The 23,769-nt window shown below is 66.7% G+C and carries 17 protein-coding genes and 1 tRNA gene; 1 reads left to right on the forward strand and 17 read right to left on the reverse strand.

Going from position 1 to position 23,769, the window contains the following annotated elements; genetic code table 11:
- Positions 1-31: 31 nt before the first annotated feature.
- The 16 genes from AC1AYX_RS05250 to AC1AYX_RS05325 form a co-directional block, all read right to left on the reverse strand.
- The gene (locus tag AC1AYX_RS05250; RefSeq protein ID WP_476502515.1) at positions 32-3,433 is read right to left on the reverse strand and encodes a rhamnogalacturonan lyase family protein; all 3,402 of its coding nucleotides are present in this window, start codon (positions 3,431-3,433) and stop codon (positions 32-34) included.
- A gap of 103 nt (positions 3,434-3,536) precedes the next feature.
- A complete protein-coding gene (locus tag AC1AYX_RS05255) occupies positions 3,537-8,219 on the reverse strand; it encodes a carboxypeptidase regulatory-like domain-containing protein (protein ID WP_476502516.1) in 4,683 nt (1,560 codons plus the stop codon).
- Between the two features lie 447 nt (positions 8,220-8,666).
- Positions 8,667-9,083: a rhamnogalacturonan lyase family protein gene (locus tag AC1AYX_RS05260; protein ID WP_476502517.1), complete on the reverse strand. Its 417-nt coding sequence runs from the start codon at positions 9,081-9,083 to the stop codon at positions 8,667-8,669.
- Positions 9,044-9,538 (reverse strand): rhamnogalacturonan lyase family protein, encoded by a 495-nt coding sequence (locus AC1AYX_RS05265; RefSeq protein WP_476502518.1) that lies wholly within the window; start codon positions 9,536-9,538, stop codon positions 9,044-9,046. The genes AC1AYX_RS05260 and AC1AYX_RS05265 overlap by 40 nt, the downstream gene beginning before the upstream one ends.
- A gap of 201 nt (positions 9,539-9,739) precedes the next feature.
- On the reverse strand, positions 9,740-10,729 hold the full coding sequence (locus tag AC1AYX_RS05270) for a LacI family DNA-binding transcriptional regulator (protein WP_476502519.1): 990 nt from the start codon (positions 10,727-10,729) through the stop codon (positions 9,740-9,742).
- Entirely contained in the window at positions 10,726-11,463 is a 738-nt protein-coding gene (locus AC1AYX_RS05275) for a DUF624 domain-containing protein (protein WP_476502540.1), read from the reverse strand. The genes AC1AYX_RS05270 and AC1AYX_RS05275 overlap by 4 nt, the downstream gene beginning before the upstream one ends.
- A gap of 155 nt (positions 11,464-11,618) precedes the next feature.
- A complete protein-coding gene (locus tag AC1AYX_RS05280) occupies positions 11,619-12,524 on the reverse strand; it encodes a carbohydrate ABC transporter permease (RefSeq protein ID WP_476502520.1) in 906 nt (301 codons plus the stop codon).
- A gap of 6 nt (positions 12,525-12,530) precedes the next feature.
- Positions 12,531-13,511 (reverse strand): carbohydrate ABC transporter permease, encoded by a 981-nt coding sequence (locus tag AC1AYX_RS05285; protein ID WP_476502521.1) that lies wholly within the window; start codon positions 13,509-13,511, stop codon positions 12,531-12,533.
- Positions 13,512-13,707: 196 nt separating this feature from the next.
- Positions 13,708-15,012, reverse strand: a complete 1,305-nt coding sequence (locus AC1AYX_RS05290) for an ABC transporter substrate-binding protein (RefSeq protein ID WP_476502522.1) — start codon at positions 15,010-15,012, stop codon at positions 13,708-13,710.
- A gap of 360 nt (positions 15,013-15,372) precedes the next feature.
- Entirely contained in the window at positions 15,373-16,446 is a 1,074-nt protein-coding gene (locus tag AC1AYX_RS05295; RefSeq protein WP_476502523.1) for a LacI family DNA-binding transcriptional regulator, read from the reverse strand.
- A 129-nt stretch (positions 16,447-16,575) separates the two neighbouring features.
- Entirely contained in the window at positions 16,576-17,214 is a 639-nt protein-coding gene (locus tag AC1AYX_RS05300; RefSeq protein WP_476502524.1) for an RpiB/LacA/LacB family sugar-phosphate isomerase, read from the reverse strand.
- A gap of 15 nt (positions 17,215-17,229) precedes the next feature.
- A complete protein-coding gene (locus AC1AYX_RS05305) occupies positions 17,230-18,036 on the reverse strand; it encodes a gluconate 5-dehydrogenase (protein WP_476502525.1) in 807 nt (268 codons plus the stop codon).
- Positions 18,037-18,124: 88 nt separating this feature from the next.
- Positions 18,125-19,228 carry a beta-galactosidase BglB gene (bglB, locus tag AC1AYX_RS05310; protein WP_476502526.1) on the reverse strand — a complete coding sequence of 368 codons (1,104 nt, stop codon included), beginning with the start codon at positions 19,226-19,228 and terminating at the stop codon, positions 18,125-18,127.
- Positions 19,229-19,385: 157 nt separating this feature from the next.
- Positions 19,386-20,225: a sugar phosphate isomerase/epimerase family protein gene (locus AC1AYX_RS05315; RefSeq protein WP_476502527.1), complete on the reverse strand. Its 840-nt coding sequence runs from the start codon at positions 20,223-20,225 to the stop codon at positions 19,386-19,388.
- A 20-nt stretch (positions 20,226-20,245) separates the two neighbouring features.
- A complete protein-coding gene (eda, locus tag AC1AYX_RS05320) occupies positions 20,246-20,929 on the reverse strand; it encodes a bifunctional 4-hydroxy-2-oxoglutarate aldolase/2-dehydro-3-deoxy-phosphogluconate aldolase (protein WP_476502528.1) in 684 nt (227 codons plus the stop codon).
- A gap of 101 nt (positions 20,930-21,030) precedes the next feature.
- Complete coding sequence (locus AC1AYX_RS05325; RefSeq protein ID WP_476502529.1) at positions 21,031-22,041, reverse strand: sugar kinase; 1,011 nt, start codon at positions 22,039-22,041, stop codon at positions 21,031-21,033.
- Positions 22,042-22,561: 520 nt separating this feature from the next.
- Here AC1AYX_RS05325 and AC1AYX_RS05330 point away from each other — a divergent pair.
- Positions 22,562-23,509: an ROK family glucokinase gene (locus AC1AYX_RS05330; RefSeq protein WP_476502530.1), complete on the forward strand. Its 948-nt coding sequence runs from the start codon at positions 22,562-22,564 to the stop codon at positions 23,507-23,509.
- Positions 23,510-23,665: 156 nt separating this feature from the next.
- On the opposite strand, the gene AC1AYX_RS05335 is transcribed toward AC1AYX_RS05330, so the two are convergent.
- Positions 23,666-23,742: transfer RNA gene (locus AC1AYX_RS05335), tRNA-Asp, on the reverse strand.
- Positions 23,743-23,769: the final 27 nt, after the last annotated feature.

Here is a 23,769-nt window from a genome sequence, read left to right on the forward strand (position 1 = left end):
TTCGCGTCGACGGGAGCGGGAGCGGGCGGCGTCAGCCGCGCCTGCGCAGGGTGAGAGTGATGCCGGCGGCGGCCAGCATCAGCGTGACGACGGCGGCGAGTCCGGCCACGCCCGCGCCGGTGGCGGACAGCTTGCCCGCTGCGGCGTCGCCGTCGCCGGCAGCGTCGTCCGCGGCATCGCCGGCATCACCGGCATCGTCGCCGGCCGAGCCGCCGTCGCCGGTGCCGTCACCGTCGCCCGGTTCCGGGGCCGGTTCGATGGCCGGCTTGGCCTTGAGCGCGGCGGTTCTCGCGGCGAGTTCCTCGGCGGCCGCGTCCACGGCCTCCTGGTCGGTCGGCGCGGCGAGCACCTTCTCTGCTTCGGTGAGCGCGGTGGCGAACGGCTTCCATGTCTCGGCCGTGTAGGCGCCTTCGCCGGCCGCGGCCTTGGCTTTGGCCTCGTCGATGGCGAGTTCCAGCTTGGCGGTGTCGATTTCAGGCGTGGGCTTCTCGCCGACGGTCACGGTGCGGGTCGCGCTGCCGGTGAGGTTGCCGGAATCGGTGGCCGTGTAGGTGATCGTGTACGTGCCGGGCACGGTGGTGTCGACTTTGTCGACGGCCTTGCCGTCGAGGGCGATTGTCACGACGGCCTTGAGGCCGGTGTCCGTGTCGTCGGTGACGGTGACGTCGTCGGCGGACGGCTGCGTGAGATCGGCGCCGTAGTCGAGGGTCACGGCCGCGTCCACGCCCGTGTTGAGCGTGACGACCGGGGCCTTGTTCTCGGGCGCGGGCGGCGTGACGGTCGCCTTGACGAGGGCCTTCTTCGCGGCGAACAGTTCGGCGAGGACGGCGTCGACCTGGTCCTGCGTGGCGTTCGCGTCGGCGGAGACGGCCTTGGCTTCCTCGAGCTTGGCGGCGAACGGCTTCCAGCTTTCGGGCGTGTAGTCGCTCTCCTTGAGGTTGGCCGGGTCGGAGTAGGCGGCGATCGCCGCGTCGAGCTTGGTCTTGTCGGCGGACGGCTCGACCGGGTCGGTGGAGGCGACGGTGTCCGCGTCGAAGCTGGCGTAGTAGGGCTGGCCGGCGATGAGCGCGGCCACGCGGTACGTGTAGTCCTTGGCCTTGTCGAGGCCGGTGTCGGTGTAGGCGAGCTTGTCGGCGGTCACGTCGGCGACGGCGGTGAACTCGGTGGAGCCCTTGACGGCGCGGTAGACGCGGTAGCCACCCACGCCGACGCCCCAGACGCGGCCGTCGGCGGCGGCGGTCCAGGTGACGGAGGCGTTCGCCCCGTTCTTCTTCGCGGTGACGGTCGGCGCGGTCACACCGGCGGAGAGCATGGTCTGGCGATGGGCCGGCTGGTTGTAGGCGGTGTTCTGCCAGGCGAGGCCCTCACGGTAGGAGCGGGACTGGAGGGATGTGGCGATGCTGTACGGCGTGGCGATGTCCGTCGAGTACAGGCGCACCACGGACGGGTCCTTGGTGTCGCGCACGATGATCTCGTCGCGCCAGTCGCCCATGATGTCGCCGATCAGGCCCGCGTTGCCCTTGGAGCCGTTGTTGGTGGACGCGGCCGCGTCCTCCCAGATCACATCGGTGGTCATGGTCTCGGGGTTCCACTTCTGGACCTGCGGGGCGACGCGGTCCTGGTGCGCGGTGGTGATGGACGGATCCTGCGTGCCGCTGTATTCGAACAGCTCGTCCAGCAGGTCGCCGTCCCAGTGGAGGGAGAAGTTGGCGCTGGCCGGCTTGGTCTTGTCGTAGATCTTCTTGACGCACGGCGTAGGGCTCTTGGCGGTGCAGGCGGTCTTGTCCGCGGGGGCCGGGGTGACGGCGTTGTAGGTGTTGGCGTCCATCGCGCTCCACAGTTCGGCGCCGGGGTAGCGGGCGTCGATGTCGGCGGCCATGCCGCGGCCGTTGTCGCCGCTCACGGATTGGCGGAACATCACCTGGCCGGTGGCCGGGTTGGTGAGCGTGGCGTCGCGCTTGCCTTCGTGCACGTTCCACGTGTCGAGCACGCCGTCGTCGTTCCAGTCGCCGATGTGCTGGGCGTCGCCGTGGCCGAGCTTGGAGCTGGCCAGGCCGGTGCCGTCGCTTTTGACGGTCATGGAGCCGAAGACGATGTCGTCCTTGCCGTCGCCGTCCACGTCGTTGATGGACAGGTTGTGGAAGCCCTGCTGCGCGAAGTCTGGGTTCTCCACCCAGCTCGGGTCCTTGCCGGACGAGGTGTCCCTGTTGGCGCGGAAGTGCCAGTTGAGCTTGAGCTTGCCGCCTTGGAGCGAGTAGGTGGCGATCTCGGTGCGGAAGTAGTAGCCGCGCGAGAACACGGCGTACGGCCTGCCGTTCTCGCCGTCCAGGTAGGCGGTGCCGGCGAGGAAGCGGTCGACGATGTTCGCGTCGGTGGGGCCCCAGTGCCACATGCCGTCGTCGCGGCTCGGCTCGAACTGCGTGGTGTCGATGATGTGGCCGTCGTCTCCGGCGAAGGCGGTCAGGTACTCCGGGCCGGAGTTGATCTTGCCGTTCTTCTTGTCCTTCGGGTCGGACGCCTTGCCGGTCATGCGGTAGTCGTGTTTGGCGGCGCCGCCGACCGTGTCGGTGGGCAGGTCCTCGGCGCTGGCGGCGCCCACGTGGCCGGTCTCGACGAGCTTGCCGGCCTCGTCCTTGTAGGTAGACGTGCCGTCGGCGGTCTTGACGAGCACCTCGGCCTTGCCGTCGCCGTCGTAGTCCCACACCTGGAACTGCGTGTAGTGCGCGCCGGAGCGGATGTTCACGCCCAGGTTGATGCGCCACAGGCGCTTGGTGGCGCCGGTGGAACGGTCGAACGTGTAGCCGTCGAGGAACGTGGTGCCGGTGAAGCCCGCGTAGTAGTTGTCCTGCCAGTTGCTCGGATCCCATTTGACGACGAGGTCGAGTACGCCGTCGCCGTCGAGGTCGGCGGGACTCATGTCGTTGGCGGTGTACGTGGCAATCTGGTCGACGCCAGTGGTCTGGCCGGCGGGCATCTTCTGATCGGCCGGCGGGTCGAGCTTCAGGGTGAGTGACTTCGAGGCCCAGGCGGTGGCGGTCTCCTCGCCGTATTGGCCGGCGGAGGCGCTCAGCGTGTAGGTGTCGCCGGGTTTGCCGTCCTTGTCGGTGTAGTTGGTGGTGGTGCCGGTGTACACGGTCGCGCCGTTGCGCTTGAGCGTGAACGTGGTGCCGTCCGCGTCGTTCGCGTAGAGTCGCCACGTGGCGAGCACGCCCTGGTCGGTGGGCACGACGGTGAGCGCGCGGTCGGCGTACTTCTCGGCGGTCCATGACGTGCCGTTGTCGGCCGTGTCGAGCGAGCCGTCGTAGGCGTATGCGGCGGGCACGCCGGTGAGTGCGACGGTGCCGAGCGTCGCGGCGCCGACGAACGCGGCGACGGCGCGCTTGAGCCATGGCGTTTTGCGCCCGGTGTCCTTGCCGATGGTGTTGTTCCTCATTGCATGGCCATCCTTTGGATGTTCGATGGTTGGTTGTTGTGACGATGTGCGGGTTCCGTCCCGCCGGCGCACGACGATGCCGCGCCGGCGGGAGCGGACGGCCTCAGTCGCGCCTGCGGTGGCCGAGGGCGAGCACCGTGACGCCGGCGATCAGCGCAATCGCGGCGATCGCGGCGATCGGCGTGACCGGCGAGCCGGTGGCGACGAGCCCGCCGTCGGCGGCGTCCTGCGCATCTTTCCCGGTCTCACCGTTCTGGCCGTTCTGGCCGCCGTCACCGTTCTGCTGTCCGTCGCCGTCGCCCGGCCGGCCCGGCTGGTCGGTGCCCGGCTGGTCCGGGTCCGGGTCCGGCGTCGGGTCGGGATCGGGCGTCGGGTCGGGATCCGGCGTGACCGGAGTGTCGCCGTCGAACGCGGCGCGCATAGCGGCGCGGACGACGGGCACGTAGTACCGTTCGACGGCCGGGAAGTTCGGGTGGGTGCCGGAGGTCGAGCCGCTGGTCTGCGGCAGGCCGGTGGAGCCGAGCGCGGTGAACGAGTACTGGTCCTGGTTGGCGTCGGTCACCTCGAAGGCGTCGTACACGTCGGCCACGGTCACGCCCTTGGCGGCGCACACCTTGTCCTGGATCGCGTGGACCTCGTCCTGCAGGGCGGAGTCGCGGCCGTTGAGCTTGGCGACCTGGACGAACACGATCTTCGCGTCCGGCCACTTGGTCTTCATCTGGTCGATGACGCCGCCCAGCTGTTCCTCATACATGGCGGTGGTCCACTTCGTCCCGTCCTTGGCGATGGACGCGATGTCGTTGGTGCCGCCGTCGAAGATCACCATGTCCGGGGATTCGGCCGGGGCCTTGTCGATCTGCGTGGCGAGGTAGCGGGTGGACCACATGGCCGCGCCCTTGATGACGGTCGCGCCGTTCTGCGCGTAGCGGCGGACGGTCATGCCCTCCTCGGAGCCGGCGAAGGTGGCGAAGCTCGCGTCCGGGTACTTGTGTCCGGCGATGATCGAGTCGCCGAACGCGTAGGCGGTCCTGCCGCTGAGCGGCAGGTCGAGGTCGGCGGCCTTCGTCGCGCCGGCGAACAGCACGTCGTCGATCGTGTGGACGGCGGTGCCCTCGTAGTTGACGGCGAACAGGGCGGCCATCGACGTGGCGCGCGTGGCCGTCTCGCCGGAGGCGATCGGGTCGCCGCCCACGAGCGGCGTGATCGAGTACGTCACCTTGCCGTTCGCGAAGTCGGCGCGCACCTTGATCTGCCAGGCGGCGGTGGCGTCGGCTTCGGTGGCGGTCCACGTGGGTTCGCCGTTCCTGAACTGCTTGGCGCCGACGGTGGAGGCGGTCCATTCGATGTCGCGCGGCGCGGCGGTCGCGTACCTCACAGTCTGCTTGGAGCCGTCGTCGCCGGCGGCGATGGCGAACAGGAGGCGCCCGTAGGCGTCGCGCAGTTCGATGCCGGACCTGGCGGTGGCGTCCGCCTTCCACGTGAACTGCGCTTCGGCGGTCTTCTGGGCGCGCACGGCAATCGGTAGCGTCGACTTGACGGCCTTGCCGGCGGCGAGGTCCTTGCCGACGGTCAGCCTGCCGTCGGCGACGGCGGCGTCGCCGGTGAAGCCGAGGTTCTCCGGGTCGCTCTGCTGCGTGAAGTCGGCGGAGAGTAGCGGGTTCAGGTCGGTGGTCGGCGGGTTCGGCGCGACTTCGCCGGAGCCGGAGCGCGTGACCTTGATGATGTAGTCCTCGACGCCGCCGGCGAACTCGTCGACGTTCACGTCGATGGTGGTCTCGCCGTCCGCGAGCGCCACGTCGGCGGTGTCGCCGGTCGTCTTGGCGCCGTTGACGAGCACGGTCTGCTTGTCCCAGCCGCGCGTGAAGGCGAGCGTGACGTGGGTCGCGGAGGCGGGCACGGTGACGGCGTACGGGTTGTCGGTGCCGACGCGCGTGTAGTCGAAGGTGGGCGTGAGTTCGAAGCCGTCCACGGCGAGCGACTTCAATGCGGCCGTCTGTTGCGGGTCGTCGCGGGTGATGACGGCCGTGACGGTCGCCTTCCTGCCGCTCTTCGACGTGATGTCGATCGTGACGTTGTTCGGTCCGACGGCGAGCGCGACGTCGGCCACGGCGGTGGCCGCCGCGTCGCCGCCGTTGATGGAGGCCTTCGCGCCGGCGCTGTTCGCCTTGGCGGTGAGCGTCGCCTTGTCCGCGTACGGGCCGACGTTCGCCGTGAGCGTGCCGTCCTCGGATCGGGCGAACGTGAGGTCGCCGTAGGCGGAGGTGGCGGTGAGCGAGCCGAGCGTGGCGTCGTCGGCGGTCTTGACGAGGTCGAAGTCGACGGTGGTGGTCTGCGCGAGCTTCACGGTCACGTCGCGTGTGACGCGGGTCGCGTAGTTCTTGCGGGAGGCGGTGACGGTGTAGCCGGCGCCGGGCGCGACGTCGAAGGCGTACGCGCCGGCGCGGTCGGCGTCGACGGAACCGAGGACGGAGGTCGTGGAGGCGACCTTCCTGCCGTCCTTGTCGGTGAGCGTCACGGTGATGCCGCCGACGGCGGTGCCGTTCACCTTGGTCGTGCCGGCAATGGCGCCGGTGGTGGCGGTGGCCTCGCCGAGCGCGAGGTCGACGGTGGCGACCTGTCCCTCGGCGACGGTGACGGTCGCGGCGGCGGAGTCCTTGTAGCCGGGGGCGGCGGCGATGAGCGTGTGGTCGCCGGCCTTAAGGCTCAGCGTGTACGCGCCGGCCTCGTCGGTGGAGGCGGCCGCGCCGGCGTCGCCGTCGGCGGTGACGGTCGCGCCTTCGACCGGCGCGCCGTCCGCGGTCTTCACGACGCCGGTCACGGTGCCGGAGTCGGCGGCGACCTGTGCGCCGGCCGCGCCGATGGCGGGCGGCACGGCGATCGGGTTGCCGAAGAAGTCGACGCCGATCGCGTCGTCGTTCACGCCGTCGGCGCCGGCGGCGTTGAATCCTGGCATGATCGCGTCGAGGTCGACGGTCCTGCCGGCGCCGATGAGCGGCGAGCCCTCGCCGGGCTTCGCGCCGTTGAGGCCGTCGGCCGGGTTGCCGATCTTCGGATCGGCGGTGACGGCGGCCTGGTCGGTGGCGGCCGGGGTCATGTGCTCGCCCCAGTAGGCGTTGTTGGAGAAGGTGACGCCGGTCTTGGAGTCGGAGAAGGTGACGCCCTTCGTGTCCTTGGCGTTGAGGTTGACGAACGTGTTGTTGAACACGTAGTGGAGGTTCTTTTTGTTGAAGTAGCTGGAGCCGGAGGAGCCGAAGAAGCCGACGTTGCCGTTGGACTTGCTCCACGGTTCGATCGTGTTGACCATCAGGTTGTTGGTGATGGCGTTCACGCCGGTGGAGCCATGGCCGTTCACGTAGTAGCGTTCGACGTCCTGGATGATGTTGTAGCGCACGACCGAGGTGCCGAAGCCGAAGCCGCACAGCAGGATGCCTTCGCCGGAGTCGTGCACGTAGTTGCCCTGGATGATGATGTCGGAGGTGCCGCGGTCCGGGTCGATGCCGTTGGAGTCGGCGGCGTTCGGGCGGGCGGCAAGTTCGGCGACCTCGTTGTTCTGCACGACGATGTCGGCCGCGTAGTACATCTCGATGCCGGAGACGCCGGCGCCGTCGACCACGTTGTTCTCGACGGTCGCGCCCTTGACGGACGTCAGGTACATGGAGTCCCAGCCGAACTGCGTGTCGCGGTTGGTCATGTAGTTGCCGGAGATGGTGACGCCGGTGTGCGGCGCCCAGTCCGGATCCTCGGAGACGGTGCCGTTCACGGCGGCCTTGCCGACCGCGCGGTCGCCCCAGCCGGGGGCGTGGTCCTTGTACTTGTCGGTGCCCATGCCGGAGAACTGCTTGAACACGAGGTTGCCGAACGAGGTGTTGGCGATCACGTTGTCGCGCACGGTCACGTCGGTGAACGTGGAGGCGGTCTTTGCGTCGCCCTTGAGGCCCTCGAACATGATGCCGCCGGTGCGCTTGGATCGGTCGAGCCCCCACGCGCCGATGGCCCACTTCTGTCCGGACACGTCGTGCACGTACAGGTCGTGGATGTCGTAGCCGGCGAGCGCGCCCGCGTTCTCGCCCTGGATGTGCACGCCCCTCAGGTCGCCGGCCTTCGGCTCGTCGTCCTTGGTGAACCTCGACGGGTCGAAGCCGTCGGTGAGGTTGGAGATGTCGAGGTTGGAGATGTCCCAGTGCTGTTGGTTGGTCAGCTGCAGCACGTCGTTGACGACGCCACGGCCTTCGAGCTTCGGGGCGGCGTCCGCCTCCGCGTCGCCGTCGCCGTAGCTGGACAACACGATCGGCTGCTCGGCGGTGCCGGAGCCCTTGGGCGCGAGCAGGGCGGTAGGGGCCTGGCCGTCCACGTCGGTGCCGACGCCGTTCTTCCACGTGGTGTAGTCGTAGGCCTCCTTGGCGACCGTGTCGCCTTCGGCGGTCCACGTGCTTCCCGCCTTGAGCAGGATGCGGTCGCCGGGCTGGAACTCCTTGGCGTTCACGTTCGCGAACGTCTTCCACGCGGTCGCCTCGCTGGTGCCGGCCGCGACGTCGTCGCCGCCCGCGGAGTCGACGTAGTACGTGGTGCCGCTCGCGGCGGGGGCGGAGTCGTCGGCGACGGACAGGCCTCCCGCCTTGACGACGTCGCGTCCGGCGGCCTTCAGCGCCGTCTTGTCGGTGTAACCGGAGAATGTCGCCGAGGCGTCGGCCGCCATGGCCGAGGTGGCGGGCATGAACGCCGCGACCATCGCGGCTGCCGCCGATATGGCCACCGCGCGTGCGGCCCATGTTCTCAAGGCACCCATGCGTTTCCTTTCATCGGGATGATCGACCGTGCGCGATGACGTCGTCGCCATGCGGATTCCGGCCGTTTCCACAAGAGCTGCCATGCTCTTGCATATCTTCTGCAAACTTTCCATAAAATTTGCTTTCGATTACCATAACACGGAAATACAAAAAAATCACGGCCAATCGCCTTCCATTTGGCAACCACCCGCAATTGTTGCTTCCCCGACTCGCCCTCCTCTGATGGCACATCGCCTCCCTCTGACGGGACATCGCCGTAAAGCAAACGCCAGAGGCGTTTGTAGGCGATGTGCTCGCCGACAGGCGAGCCAATAGAAGAGCGGCCGCAGGCCGCGGGAATATCGAATCGGCCTTCGGCCGATGCCGTTTTCCTGCGGCCTGCGGCCGCTGTCTCTCCCTCCGACCGCCTCCGGCGGCCACCTCCCTCGTCAGAGGGAGGCAATACGCTACCGCCGTCTGCGGCTGACCGCCAGCGCGATGCCGAATCCGAGGTAGTAGTCGGGTTCGTGGTCCTGCATGTAGCCCTTCACCGTCATGTCATCGCGGTAGGCGGGGTTCTGCGCGAGCGTCGTCACCTGGTAATCGGTCGGCTGATCGGTGGTGAATATCGTCAGCTCGTCGAACGTGGCGTTCGTGTAGACGATCTCCTCGCGCCAGTCGCCGAACAGGTCGCCGTAGAACAGCGGCCGGAACGTGCGCGTGCCGGAGGACTCGTACCCGCCGCGCGAGGCGACCGCCCCGAACGTCTTCGCGTTGATCCCGGTACCGGAGGCCGTCGTGATGCACCTGAGCCTGCGCGTGGCCGGATCCCACTCGTTGAAGGTCATCGAGTTGAGCAGTTCGCGACCGAGGTCGCCGTCCACAGCACGCCCATGTCGGGCCAGATCGCGCCGTTGACGCCGTCCTGCCGTGGCGCGATGGTCTCGCCGGTGGCCGCGTTCTTGAGTCCGATGCTGCTCGACCAGACCTCCGCGCCGGGCACGTCGGGGTCGATGTCGCCGACCATGCCGCGCCCCACGTCCTCGGTGACGCCGTCCCAGTCGCCGGCGTTGTGCTTGCCGTTCGCGCCGTCCTGCCGGTTCTTCAACGCGGCGATGAGGCTGGGCGTGCGCCCGTCGAGATGGCCGACGCCGAAGCGCGCGTACATGGGTCCGTCGGCGAGATACGTCTCCAGTACGGGTGCGACGGCCCTCATCGCGCCGGTCTCGCCGTCGATCACGGAGATGGCCTGCCGCGCGTCGCCGTCATCGCCGCCGCGCACAGTGCGGCACCCATCCGCCGCATCCGCGCGGCGACCTCGTGAGTCCTCATCGACCACTCTTTTTCCGTCATCGTTCCGTTGCGCCCCCTCAGTCCGGCCTACGGCCGGCCAGCTCCCCCTGAAAGGGGGAGCAAGAGCATGTCGTCCGCTTCTTGCTCCCCACTGAGGGGAAGCAAGAGCGCGTCCTCGTTTCCTTGCTCCCCCTTGAGGGGGAGCTGGCGCGCGAAGCGCGACTGAGGGGGTGGACGTCCGAGCCATTCACGCCGCTTTGCCTACGCTGTGGCGCATGACGAGACGGGCGGGGACGGTGACGGCGGTCCCCGGCACGTCGCCGCCGCAGATGCGGCTCAGCAGCGCGGCCGCCGCATCCGATCCGAGCGCCGCGGCCGGCATGTGGATCGTGGTGAGCGACGGGTTGGACAGCGCGGCGAGCTTGTCGTTGTCGAAGCCGATCACCGAGAACCGTTCCGGGCAGTCGTAGCCGCGCTTGCGCATGCCGGCGACGAAGCCGAGCGCCATCAGGTCGTTGTATGCGATGACCGCGCCGGTGGGGTTGAGCAGGTACTCGTCGACGAACACGTTGCCGCCGTCCACGGTGGGCGCGCACGGATGGGAGCGTTTGAGCGAGATGTTGCGCGCGTTGCATTCGTCGGAGATCGTGCGCCATTTGACGCCGCCCACCCACGAGGTCGACGGCCCGTCGATGTAGGTGAGCCGATGGTAGCCCATGAGCGCGAAGTACCGCACCGCCTGCTTGACCGCGTCGGCGATGTCGATGACCACGTTGGGCACGCCGCGCACGTTGCGGTTGACGACGACGGTCGGGCACAATTGCGCGCATTTGCGGATCATCACGTCGGGCATGCGCGGCGAGACGAGCAGCACGCCGCGCACGTACGGCAGCACCTCGTCGAAGATGATGCGTTCGCGGGCGACGACCTCGCGCGATTCGCTGACGACCATGCCGAATCCGCGCGACGAGCATTCGTCCTGCACGCTGCGGCAGATCGCGGCGAAGAACGGGTTGGCGAGGTCGGGCACGATCACCGCGACCAGTCCCTTGCCGTTGACGCGGCGACGGCCGGACGCGATCGGATCGGAATGGTAGCCGATCGCGTCGGCGGCGTCCTGGACCTTCCTCGCCGTCTCGGCGCTCACGCGGCCGGGCGCGGCGAACGTGCGCGAGACGGTGGACGGCGAGACGCCGGCGACCTTCGCGACGTCGTATATCGTGACCTTGTCGCTCATCGCGAGACCTCCTTGCCGCCGGCGGCGGACGCGACGTCACGTCCCGCCGTGACGTGATCGGCCATGTCGACGATCACGTAGCGTCGCATCCCCTCCCACGCGGCGTACACGCCGATCAGGCCGGCGAGCGAACACCCGAACAGCGGCGGGACGAGCACGGTGAACGGCATGCCGCGGTAGGTGACGGCCACGAGGCCGGCGAGCGCGGCGAGCGCGCCGGCCATCTGGCCGAACCGCATCTGGGTGAGCAAGACCGCGTTCCTCAGCACGGCGGAGACGGGCAGGTCGGTGAACGCGACGAGCGGGAAGACGATCATCATCACCATGACGTCGACGAGCGCGGCGACGAGGCACAGGCCGGCGAGCGCGAAGCCGCCGGGCATGCCGGAACGCGGGTAGAAGAGCATGCCGAACAGCGCGGCGGCGAGCACGCCGAACACGACCGCGCCGCACGCCGTGGAACGTTTCCATTCGCGCGCGAACCCGCGCCAGTAGTCGTGGACCGGATAGCAGACGCGACGCTGGACCATGCGCCCGAGGACGTCGCTCATCGCGGTCATCGCGCAGGGGATGGTGACGATCGGCACGCAGGAGAGGATGAACATGATGTTGAGGCCGATCAGGCGGCCCCAATGCCACTTGATGACGGCGAAGAACAGGTGGATGCCCTGCGGGTTGGCCTCGCGCTCGGATTCATGGCTCCGACCGTTGTAGAACAGCGAGAACAGGCTCATGGTGGTCAACCGGCTTTCTGGTGGTGGATGGTGTGGATGGTGGTGGATACGCGAAGTGCCGGCCTCCGCCGCCATGGGGAAGGAAGGAGGTAGCAAGTCCATGGCGGCGGGTGCGCGGCGGCGATGCGGGCTGGAGCCGAAGGAGGAGGAAGCGCTCAGCCCTTGAGTCCCGAGGTGCTCACGCCTTCGACCAGATACTTCTGGAAGAAGAGGAAGATGAGCACCGAGGGAAGGATGGAGACGGACGCCATGGCGAACAGGGCGCCGTAGTCGGAGGAGGAGCCGGGGTCGGAGAAGAGCTTGAGCGCGAGGGCCACCGGGTACTTCTCGGTGTCGGACACGTACAGCAGGGCTCCGAGGAAGTCGTCCCAGCGCCACATGAAGGAGAAGATGCAGCCGGTGACGAGCGCCGGGGTGAGCAGCGGGAAGATCACGCGGGCGAAGATGCCGTAGAAGGAGCAGCCGTCGATCTTCGCGGCCTCGTCGAGGCTCTTCGGGATGCCGTCGATGAAGTTCATCATCAGGTAGATGAAGAATCCCTGGATGGCGAAGCAGTAGGGCACGATGAGCGGCAGGTAGGAATTCGTCCAATGGAGCTTCTGGTACCACAGGTACTGCGGGACCATGAGCACCTGGGCGGGCAGCATCATCGAGATCATCATCGCGACGAACAGCGTCTTGTTGCCCTTGAACTTGAGGCGGCTCAGCGCGTAGGCGACGATCGCGGAGGAGAACACGGTGCCGATCGTGGCGGTCACGGCGATGAACAGCGAGTTGCCGATGTAGCGGAAGAACGGGATGCCGGGCTCGAATCCGCGGAAGCCGTTGACGTAGTTGTCGAACGTCCACGTGGTCGGGAACAGCTGGCCGGCGGTGGTGAATACGGTCTTCGTGGGCTTGAAGGAGCTGAACACCATCCATGCGATCGGGTAGAGCATGAGCAGCGCGAACGCGAAGACGAGCACGTGGTAGACGATGCGGCCCGGCTTGACGCGCGGTGCCTTGTGGACGGGGACCGTGGCGGACTTGCGGCCCGGGGTGGTGGGAATCGCTGTGGTCATGATGGATCAGGCCTCCTCGTCGTAGACCCAGAAACGCTTGGTGGCGAACAGGAACAGGGTGAATGCGCCGACCAGGATCAGCATGACCCAGGCCATCGCGGCGCCGTATCCCGCGTGGTAGTTGGTGAAGGATTCGTCGTACATGTGGACCATGTAGAACAGGGTGGAGTTCATCGGCTTGCCCTGCGTGATGATGTAGCACTGGGTGAAGGCCAGGAAGCCGTTGATCATCTGCATGACCAGGTTGAAGAAGATGGTCGGGGTGAGCAGGGGCAGGGTGATCTTCCAGAACTGCGTCCACTTGGAGGCGCCGTCGACGCTGGCGGCCTCGTAGAGTTCGGCGGGGATCTGCTTGAGGGAGGCGAGGAAGATCAGCATCGAGGAGCCGAACTGCCAGACGGCCAGGATGATGAGCGTCCAGATGGCGGTCTTCGTGTTGCCGAGCCACGCGAAGTCGGACTTGACGCCGAACAGGCCGAGCACCTGGTTGATGGTGCCGTCGGAGGCGAACATCTGCTTCCACAGGACGGCGATGGCGACGGAGCCGCCGAGGATGGACGGCAGGTAGTAGGCGGCGCGGTAGAAGCCGGAGGCCTTGGAGTTCCTGAGCAGCAGCATGGCCACGAACAGGGCGAAGATCAGCTTGAGCGGCACGGAGATGAGGGCGAACAGGAAGGTCACGCCGAGGGACTTCCAGAACAGGTCGTCCTGGGTGAACATCTCGATGTAGTTGTCGAAGCCGATCCAGGAGGCCTCGCCGATGATGCTGTAGTCGGTGAACGAGTAGTAGAGCGACAGCACCATCGGGACGATCATGAACATCAGGAAGCCGAAGATGAACGGTGAGGCGCAGACGTATCCGGCGACGCTCTCCTTGTTGAGGAACCGGCGTAGCGCGCCTTCCTTGTGGAACGTCACCCCGGCGGTCTTCCTTGCCTTGTTCGCGTTGCGTGCCGAGACGGGCGCCGCTGCGGTTGCTTGGGACATTGCCATGCCTTTCGGGATATGAAGTGTGGGGACGACGAAAGCCGGACGTCGCTTGCGCGTCAAGCCATGCCCGGCTTTCGTCTGAAGGAGGAGGAGTAGTTGGAAGGAAAGGAGATTCCGTCACCGCCGGTCGTCGATTGTCGGTTGAGTGGAAGGACCGGCGGCGGCGTCATGGTCTGGTGTCGATGGGGCCTCCTTACTTCGCCAGGGCGTCGTTGGCCTCGTCGACCAGCGTCTTGGCGGCTTCGGCGGCGGTGTTCTTCTTGTACAGGACGTTCTCCTCGGCGGTCGGCAGCATCGTGGAGTTGAACTCGGTGGCTTCCTTCGGGGCCGGCGGGTTGATCTTCGAGCTGTTCGGGATGACCTTCTCGTTGAGGAACGCGACGGACTGCTTGTCGGTGTCGGCGAGGCTCGGCTCGAGGGCGTCCATCATCTTGGAGTTGATCGGCAGGCCGCGGTCGGTGGACATGGCCTTCACGGCCTTCTCGTTGTTCGTGTAGAAGTCGATGTACTTGGCGGCCAGCTCCGGGTTCTTGGCGGTCTTGGAGATCGCGAAGAACATGGCGGGCTTGACGTAGTCGGCCTTCTTCACGTTCTTGGCGGGCCAGGTGGTCATGGCCAGCTGGGTGCCGTCGGTGAGCACGGACTGCATCGAGGTGAAGTGGGAGGTGAACTTGAAGGAGCACCAGGAGCGGGCGGCGGGGTCGGAGCCGTAGACCAGCGGGTCCTGCTCGACGGAGCCGGCCTTGATCTGCGCGAAGATCTCCGGGGAGATGTGCCAGCCGTCCTCGATGCCGGTCTGGTAGACGTCGAGGTACTTCTCCACGTCCTTGGCGCTGGCGCCGAGCTTGCCGTCGGCGAACAGGGTCTTGCCCTCGCCGCGCAGCTGGTACTCGAGCAGCTCGGAGGCCTCGTAGTAGCGGTAGTTGGTCTTGACGCCGGTCTTCTCGTACACCTGCTTGGAGATGTCGATGAAGTCGTCGATGGTCATGTTGTCCGGGACCTCGATGCCGGCCTTGTCGAGCAGCGTCTTGTTGTAGATGAGCGCCGGGGCGGTGTTGCCGAGGCTCAGCGCGTAGGTCTTGCCGTCGATCTTGCCGGCCTCGAGCACGTTCTTGTCGATGTCGTCGGTCTTGATGGTCGTGCCGAGGTAGTCGTCGAGGTCGAGCAGCAGGCCGTTGTCGACGTACTGCTGGAGGTAGGAGTAGTCCATGGCGATCACGTCGGGCATCTGCTTGCCGGCCGCGTTGGTGGACAGCTTCTTCCAGTAGTCGTCCCATTCGGAGAACTGTCCGTTGACGGTGACGCCCTTGTTGGCCTGCTCGAACAGCTTGTTGACCTTGGCCTGACGCTCGTTGCGCTGCTGGTTGCCCCACCATGCGACCGTCAGGGTGTTGGCGTCCTTGCCATCGGAGGAGCTGGAGCCGCTGCCGCACGCAGCCATGGAGAGCATCGCCGCACCGGCCGCGACCGCCGCGATGATTGTCTTGCCGAACTTCATTACTGCAACCTTTCTTGATGTGCCGTAGGTTGATCGTCCTCGACCACCGGCCCGAGTATGTATGTGATTGGAAACCATCATCACCGATGTCTTCCGTGACATGAATCACTATAGCAAATATTTCCAAAGACACGCAACAGTTTCCACTTGTTTCCGCAAATAATTTCCAGAGCTCTTGCCGGGCATAGGAAAAGGTCCCGTTCCTCATCGGAACGGGACCTTCCGTGCGTTGCGGGCGTTCCCCCTCAGTCCGGACTACGACCGGCCAGTTCCCTTGCTTCCCCTGAAGGGGACGTGGGGGAAACAAGCCTTCCGCTCCCCTTCAGGAGAAGCCGTCGTGCGAAGCGCGACTGAGGGGGTTCACTCCGCCGCATAGACCTCCGTATCGTCCTCCTCATCGTCCTCCGCGGACTTGGGCGCGACGCCGGTGGACTCCCTCGTGACGAGAATCTCGGGCACGAGTTCCACCTGCGGTTCCCCGGCCGCGGCCGCATCCTCGGGGAACGCGGCGGATTCGATCTTGTTGATGAGCATCTGCATGGCGAGCGCGCCCATGCGTTCCTGGCGCACGTCGATCGTCGTGAGCTGCGGGCGCACGACGCGCGAGAGCACGGAATCGTCGACGCCGATCACGCTCACCTCGCCGGGGATGTCGACGCCACGCTCGGCAAGGCGTCCGATGAGCCCGGTGGCGACGAGATCGTTGAACGCGACGACGCCGGTGACGCCGGGTTCGAGCAGTAGGGCGTCGCCCGCGTTGACGCCGCCAGCGTAGGTCGGTTCGAACGGTCCGATGACGATGCAGTCCATCCCGTAGGACTTGGCGGCGTCGATGCAGGTCCGGCAGCGCACCTGGTTGGCGTAGGAGCTGCCCGTGCCGGAGATGTAGGCGATGTGTCTGTGCCCGAGGGAGGCGAGGTGGCGCACAGCCTGGAGGATGCCGGACGCGTCGTCGATGCCGACGGTGGAGAAGCCCTCGACCTGACGGTTGGTGAACACGGTGGTGGTCGGATCGCAGTAGCGTTTCAGTTCGGCGTCGCTCAGCCGCGGGGAGACGAGGATCTGGCCTTCGGAGGCGCCGATCACGCTCTGCAGCGTGTCGACGCGGTCGCCGGAGGCGTCCAGGTCGGCGACGAACAGGCGGTATTTCGCGTTCTGGGCGACGGAGAACAGCCCCTTGAAGATGTCGGTGAAGTAGAAGTTGCCGATGCCGGAGACGATGACGCCGAGGTTGCCGCGCGCGCCGCCGTCGGCGGGTTCGCGCGCGGGCGCGACGGACGCCGCCGACGTGCCGCGGTAGCCCATCTGGCGTGCGATCCGCATGATGCGCTCACGCGTCTCCGCCTTGACATTGCCGCCGTTCAGCGCGCGGGACACCGTCGATGCCGCGACGCCAGCGGCCTTCGCCACATCGGTGATGGTCGCTTCCGCCATGATGATTGACCTCCTGCATGGAAACACTTCGTCGTGGTTTCCATGCTACACGTTGTTTGCCAAAAGAATTGCATCGTTTTGCGCAACATGAGACGGCCGCATCGCCTAACCCGCCCCCCTCAGTCCGGCTCAGTCGAGGAGCGAGAGCACGTAGTCCTTCACGTCGCCGTCTTCGGCGTTGGCGGTGAAGTACTCCTTGAACCGCTCCCCTGCGAACGCGCCCTTGACAAGCTCCGGGTCGAGCGCCTGGTAGATGTCGACGAGCGGGCGGTAGGCGGCGGCGCGCACACCGTCGAGGATCCTCTTGTTGCGCTGCTCGGGCACGACGCGCTCCTTCGGGTAGCCGGCCCCCGGCTGTTCGACCCACAGCTTCTCGAAGATGTATTCGAGGTTGAGCTCCTGCCCCCAGCCGTTCTTGAGCGCGAACGGGATGGCGATGGCGTTGCCGTCGTTGATCTGGGAGAACGTGTACGCGTCGAGCGGGTCCTCGACGTGCCCGCAGATCACGCCGGGGAAGCTGTTGAGGGCGAGCATCGCGCCTTCGCCGGTGCCGCAGCCGGTGACGACGTAGTCGGCGGCCTTCGCGTTGAGGAGGGCGGCGGCGAGGATGCCGTTCTGCACGTAGGTGAGCTGGGCGGCGTCGTCGGCCGCGTACATGCCGTAGTTGAACACCTCGTGGCCGTGGGCGGCGGCGACCTTCGCGAGCGCCTTCTCGACGAGGCCGTTCTTGGCCGCCTGCGAGTTCTCATTGATCAGTGCGATCTTCATATGCGTGGACTCCTTTCACTGAGGTTGCTTGCCGATGTATGCCAGGATGCCGCCGTCGACGTAGAGGACGTGGCCGTTGACGAAGTCGGAGGCGTCGGAGGCGAGGAAGATGGCGGGGCCCTGGAGATCCTCGGGGGTGCCCCAGCGGGCGGCGGGCGTCTTGGCGACGATGAACGCGTCGAAGGGGTGGCGGGAGCCGTCGGCCTGGCGTTCGCGCAGCGGGGCGGTCTGCGGGGTGGCGATGTAGCCGGGGCCGATGGCGTTGCACTGGATGTTGGCTTCGCCGTATTCGGAGCAGATGTTGCGGGTGAGCATCTTCAGTCCGCCCTTGGCGGCGGCGTAGGCGGAGACGGTCTCGCGGCCGAGTTCGCTCATCATCGAGCAGATGTTGATGATCTTGCCGTGGCCCTTCCTGATCATGCCGGGGATGACGGCTTTGGAGACGATGAACGGGCCGTTGAGGTCGACGTCGATGACCTGGCGGAAGTCGGCGGCGGACATCTCGAGCATGGGGATGCGCTTGATGATGCCGGCGTTGTTGACGAGGATGTCGATGGTGCCGAGGTCCTTCTCGATGTTCTCGACGAGGCCGGCGACGGCCTGTTCGTCGGTGACGTCGGCGACGTAGCCGTGGGCGTCGATGCCGGCCTCCTTGTAGGAGGCGAGGCCGCGGTCGACGGCCTCCTGGTTGCGGTCGTTGAAGGCGATCTTCGCGCCGGCGGCGGCGAATGCGGTGGCGATGGCGAAGCCGATGCCGTAGCTGGCGCCGGTGACGAGCGCGACCTTGCCTTCGAGCGAGAACTTGCTCATGTCGTAACCCATGATGGTCCTTTCCGAGGTTCCCCTCTTCCCGATGGGTGGTGTGGTTGGTTGATGTGTGGTTGGTTGTATGGTCGGTGGTCGACGCCCGTCAGCAGTAGGAGACGAGCATCTCGGTGAACGCGAGGATGGTGAGCGACTGCCCGTAGGGCATCGGCGAGATGTCGATGCCGCGGTAGTAGTCGAGGTCCGTTCCCATGCCGGTGCCGACGGAGACGCCGGCGACCGATCCGTGTTCGTCGATCCGGTCGAGCAGGCCCGCGACGGCGCGGTACGCGACGTCGAGGTATCGCTCGTCGAGATGTCCCTGGTGCACGGCCTTGAGGATGCCGTAGGCGATGCCCGCGGTGCCGGAGGATTCGAGGTAGGAGGTCTCGTCGTCGATGAGCGTGTGCCACAGGCCGCCGTCGCTCTGGTGCGCGGCAAGGGCGTCGACCTGCGCCTTGAGCACGGAGACGAGCCAGCGGTAGAGCGCGTCGCCTTCCTTGAGCCCGAGGATGCCGATGATCTCGGGGATCGCGATGGTGGCCCAGCAGTTGCCGCGCGCCCAGTGGGCGCCGACGAAGTTGTGGCGCCCGTCGAAGGTCCAACCATGGAACCACAGTCCGCTGGCGTCGTCCATCAGGTACTTGATGTGGATCTGGAACTGGTATTTCGCCTCTTCGACGTAGCGGCCGACGCCGAGCAGCCGGCCGATCTTGGCGAGCGGGAGCACGGTCATGACGAGCGTGTCGGCCCACAGCTGATTGTGGTGGGGTTCTCCGAGCGTGATGTGCTGCATGCCGTCCAGGTCGGTGCGGGGCATGCTCTCGTACGCCCAACGCGCCCATTGCTCGAGGTAGGGGCGGAATCGGCTGTCGCCGGTGCGTTCGTACAGGTAGGCCATGGTGAGCAGCGGGCACATCGTGTTGACGTTCTTGTCCGGGCTGTCTTCGGCGAGACGGCCGTCGAACCATGCGGTGACGGCGTTGAACGCCTTGGCGCTTCCGGTCACCTCATAGTTGCGGTACAGCCCGTACAGTCCGATGCCCTGCGGCCAGTTCCATACGTTCCAGCTTTTGTCGTCGATGACGACGTCGCCGACCTTCCACAGCCCCTCGCCATCGTTGGACGCGATGGAGACGAGGTTGTCCGTCATGGCGTCGATCGATCGCAGCAGCCGTTCCCTGGTGACCGGCATCTGTGGTGGTTCCATGGATCCTCGTTTCTGGTGGATGGTTGCGCCGGGACCGATCTGCGGTGACCGTCCGGCGGGAAAGCGATGGAGATTGGAGGTTTTCGCTTTCATGGAATACTGTACAACATTTCCAGCAAACATGGAAATCAGTTTCCAGCGTGTTGCATAATTTCCATCACACGCCCTGATACCGTGCGATGGCGCGCGTGATCGCCTCGCCCTTGGTCTCCTCGGTGATGACCGGCAGATACGGCCGGTACCGCTCGACGACGGCGAGCGCGTCGGCGATGCGCATCACGCCCTCGCCGATGTTCACCATGTCGAGTTCCAGCCGTCCGGGCACCGGGTGGAAATCCTTGAGGTGCATGGCGACGATGTGGTCGCCGAAACGGGAGAACGCCTCCTCGATCACGTCGATCTGGCTGTCGTACGTCTCGCCGTCGATGAGCACGGACGGGTCGAGCACGATGCCCATCCACGGCGAGTCGATGTCGCGGATCAGCCGTTCGATCGTATCGAGGTCGTGGATCGGGTGGTTGCGGCCCGGTTCGATGCCGACGAGCGTCGAGTACTGCTCGCCCGCCGCGACGAGCCGGCGGATCACGCCGACCGTGTCGAGGTACACGTCCTCGGTGAAGTTGCGTTCGGTGTATACGCCGAGCGTCTCGAGCACGGATCCGGTTTCGCTGGCGACCATCGGCGCGCCGAAGTACTTCGCGTGGCGCAGGTACGCCTCGAACTTCTCGAGCAGCGCCTCGCGCGTGGCGGGATCCGGGTGAATCATGTTGATGTAGCAGCTGAGCACGGCGATCTGCACGCCCTGCCCGGCGAGCACGCGGCGGAAATACGTGCCCATGCCGGGATTGATCTCGCGCGCCCCGGACTTCAGGTCCGGGAAGAGCGCGTTGAGCGCGAACTGCACGTTGTGCGCGCCTGTGGCCGCGATGCCGCGCGCCAGGTCCTCGGGTGTGCCGTCGAACGGCACGTCATGGCCGCGGACTCCGAAATCGATCATCGTATCGTCTCCTCTCACCGCTAGGAGCGGGCGGCGGCGACGGCCTCGCGCGCGGCGCGGCACGCCTGCGCGACGGCCGCCCAGTCGCCGACCTTCTGCGCGGCGGATGGCACCGGGAAGCTGCCGCCGACGGCGAACACGTTCTTCAATGCCGCGTAGTCGGCCACGTTCGTGAGGTTCACGCCGCCAGTGGGCAGGAACTTCATCTCGGCGAACGGGCCGGCGAGCGCCTTGAGCGTCTTCACGCCGCCGTACGCCTCGGCCGGGAAGAACTTCGCGTAACGCAGGCCGCGGTCGTACGCCTTCTCGATGTCGGAGGGGACGGCGGTGCCGGGCAGGACGAGCACGTCGCTGTCGAGGCACCAGTCGACGACGCGCTCGTCGAAGGACGGGGTGACGATGCCGATGCAGCCGGCGGCGACGGCCTGGCGCGCCTGTTCGACGCTGTGCACGGTGCCGGCGATGAGCATGACCTCGGGCACGTAGTCGTGGATGCGGGCCATGCCGGCGAGGGCTGCTTCGGAACGGAACGTGACCTCGGCGATCGGCACGCCGCCGTCGGCGAGGGCGTGGGCGAGCGGGATGGCCTCGTCCGCGTCGTTCAGGGTGACGAGCGGGACGACGCCGAGGCGCTCCATCGTGCCGATGGTGGCCTGCTTGTCGGACAAGGTGGTGAGGGTGGGCTCGAGGATCGCGGTGCTCATGGTTGGCTCCTTTGCTGGAAGATGCGGGATGGTGATTGGTTTTCGGTGATTGCGGTTCGTATTGGTGGATGGTGGACGGCGGGCGGGCGCGTGCGCGCCCGTCACGCGAGGACGGTCTCGCGCAGCGGCGCGCGGTCGTGCAGCATCATGAATTCGTCGAGTTCGGCGATGGTCGGCAGGCCTTCGTTGTCGGAGACGACCTGCGTCTGCATCGCGCCGACCGCGCAGGCGCGTTCCATCGCGGTGGCGATGGTGTGGCCTTCGAGCAGGGCGGAGAGGAGTCCCGCGGCGAAGCCGTCGCCTGCGCCGACCGTGTCGACCACGTGGTCGACGACGAAGCCGGGCACGTAGACGCCGCCTCTGCCGTCGGTCGCGTAGGCGCCGCGCGGGCCGTCCTTGACGACGACGCAGCGCGCGCCGTTGTCGATGAACGCCTTGCCGATCGATTCGACGTCGTCGACGCCGAACAGTTCGTGGCCTTCGCCGATGCCGGGCAGGACGAGGTCGGATTGCGCGGCGATACGGCGCAGCGTGGACTTCATCAGGGTCTCGCTCATCCACAGCGCGGGGCGCAGGTTCGGGTCGAAGGAGAGGAACAGGTTGTGACGTCTCGCGTAGACGACGAGCGCTTCGGCGGCGTCCATCGTCGACGGGGAGAGCGGCGGCAGGATGCCGGTCAGATGGACGATGGACAGGCCGGTCGGATCGACGTCGTTGACGTCGTCGCCGTCGAGGGTGGAGGCGGCGGAACCCTTGCGGTAGTAGTAGGTCTTCGGGTCGCCCGCGTGTTCGCGCGTCTTCATCATGAAGCCGGTGTGGCGGTCGGGATCGACGCTCAGCAGGGAGGTGTCGAGCCGTTCGGTCTCCATGAGCAGGCGGATGCGGGTGCCGAGCGGGTCGTCGCCCACGCGGGTCAGATAACGCGGATCCTGGCCGAGCCGCTTGAGGCCGATGGCCACGTTGAGCTCGGCGCCGGCCACGGAGGCCTGGAACATGCCGACGCTGCTGCATGGGCCCTCCTGCCCTGCGGTGAACAGTCCCATCGCCTCGCCGGCGAGGAGAACACCGCCTGGCCGTATGCCCGGGACGCGGAAATCATCGCCGTTCTCCATCGCACACCTCGTTTCCTGTCTGATTGGTTATCGTTATGGCCGTGGTTATGGCCGTCATCGTTGGCGGGCTCCGACCGCTTCGTCCGGGGCCTTCGTCGTCGTTGTGGTTTCAGGGTATGGGAGCATGGCCGATCCGCGGAATAAGTTGCCATCCGTTTCACCCGGCACGCCGTCGGTTCCATCAGGTCGCGAGCGTGCGACCCGCCCCAGCCCAGCAATCGCAACGCCTCCCGAGGGATCAAGGACGATTGCGCCCCGATGCAACCCGCCCTGCAATCCCCACCGCAAATCCTGCAAACCGCTCCGCTCTCCGCTCTCTCCGATGGAGCGGCTCACGCATGCAATCGTTTGCGGATTTTTTCTTGTGCGGACATATTTTGTGTGAGCGCTCCCAGTCATCACAAGGCAACAGAACATGCCATCATGCGGACAGAATGTGCGTTTCACAGCCCCGCAACGTCACCAGCAAACGTTATGATTCCAGTGTCTACAACGTTCGTAACCAATCAAAGGAGAGCACATGACCACGCTGGCCATCGACATCGGAGGAACGAAGATCGCAGGCGCCGTTTGCGATGAAAACGATAGCATCATCCAGCGTTGGCGCGTGCCCACGCCGATGGACGCCGACGCCATCAACCAGCACATCGCCGAGATCTACCACGAGGCCGTCGCGGCCGGCCACGACGTCAAGGCCATCGGCATCTCCGCAGCCGGCAACGTAGGCGCAGACCGCAGGACCCTGACCTTCGCGGCGAACATCCCCGCATGGATCAACTACGATCTGTCCGCCCACGTCGGCCGGCTCATCGGCCACGCCGTACCGGTCATCGTCGAGAACGACGCGAACTGCGCCGGCTGGGGCGAATACGTGCACGGTGCCGGCCAGGGGCACCGCAACATGGTGGCGCTCACCGTCGGCACCGGCCTCGGCGGCGCGATCGTCATCAACGGCGAGCTGTACCGCGGCTCGTTCGGCATGGCCGCCGAGCTCGGCCACCTGCCGATGGTCCCGGACGGCGACCACTGCGGCTGCGGCCTGCGCGGCTGCGCCGAGCGCTACACCTCCGGTACCTCGCTCGAGAACTTCGCCAAGTCGGCCGTGCGCCGCCGTCCGCAGGACGGCAAGCGCCTGATGGAACTGTGCGGCGGCGACATCACGAAGCTGGAGGGCCCGATGGTCTCCCAGGCCGCGCAGGAGGGCGACGAGCTCGGTCTGTACGCGTTCGGCAAGATCGGCGAATGGCTGGGCCGCACGATGGCCGCCGTCGCCGCCGTGCTCGACCCGGACATCTTCGTGATCGGCGGCGGCGTGGTGGCCGTCGGCGACATCCTGCTTGAACCGGCCCGTTACAACTACGCGCGTTTCCTCGAAGGCAGCGCCTACCGCAGCCACGCGAAGATCGTCGCCGCCACCGCCGGCCAGGACGCCGGCCTCATCGGCGCCGCCAACCTCGCCCTGCGGTAAGCAGATTCCCATGGTGCGGTAACACATAATCTCCATATCGGCGGAAAATGGCCATTTTCCGCCACCGCACCATGGCGGATTTACCGCACCATGGGAGTTTGGACGCGCGAAAACGCACGAAACGCGAAAGCCCCGTCGCAATGACGGGGCTTTCTTTGGCGACCACGACCGGACTTGAACCGGCGACCTCCGCCGTGACAGGGCGGCGCTCTAACCAACTGAGCTACGCGGCCGTTTCGCACTTGCGCTGTGCAAGCACG

The sequence above is a fragment of the Bifidobacterium sp. LH_419 genome (genome assembly GCF_056356955.1).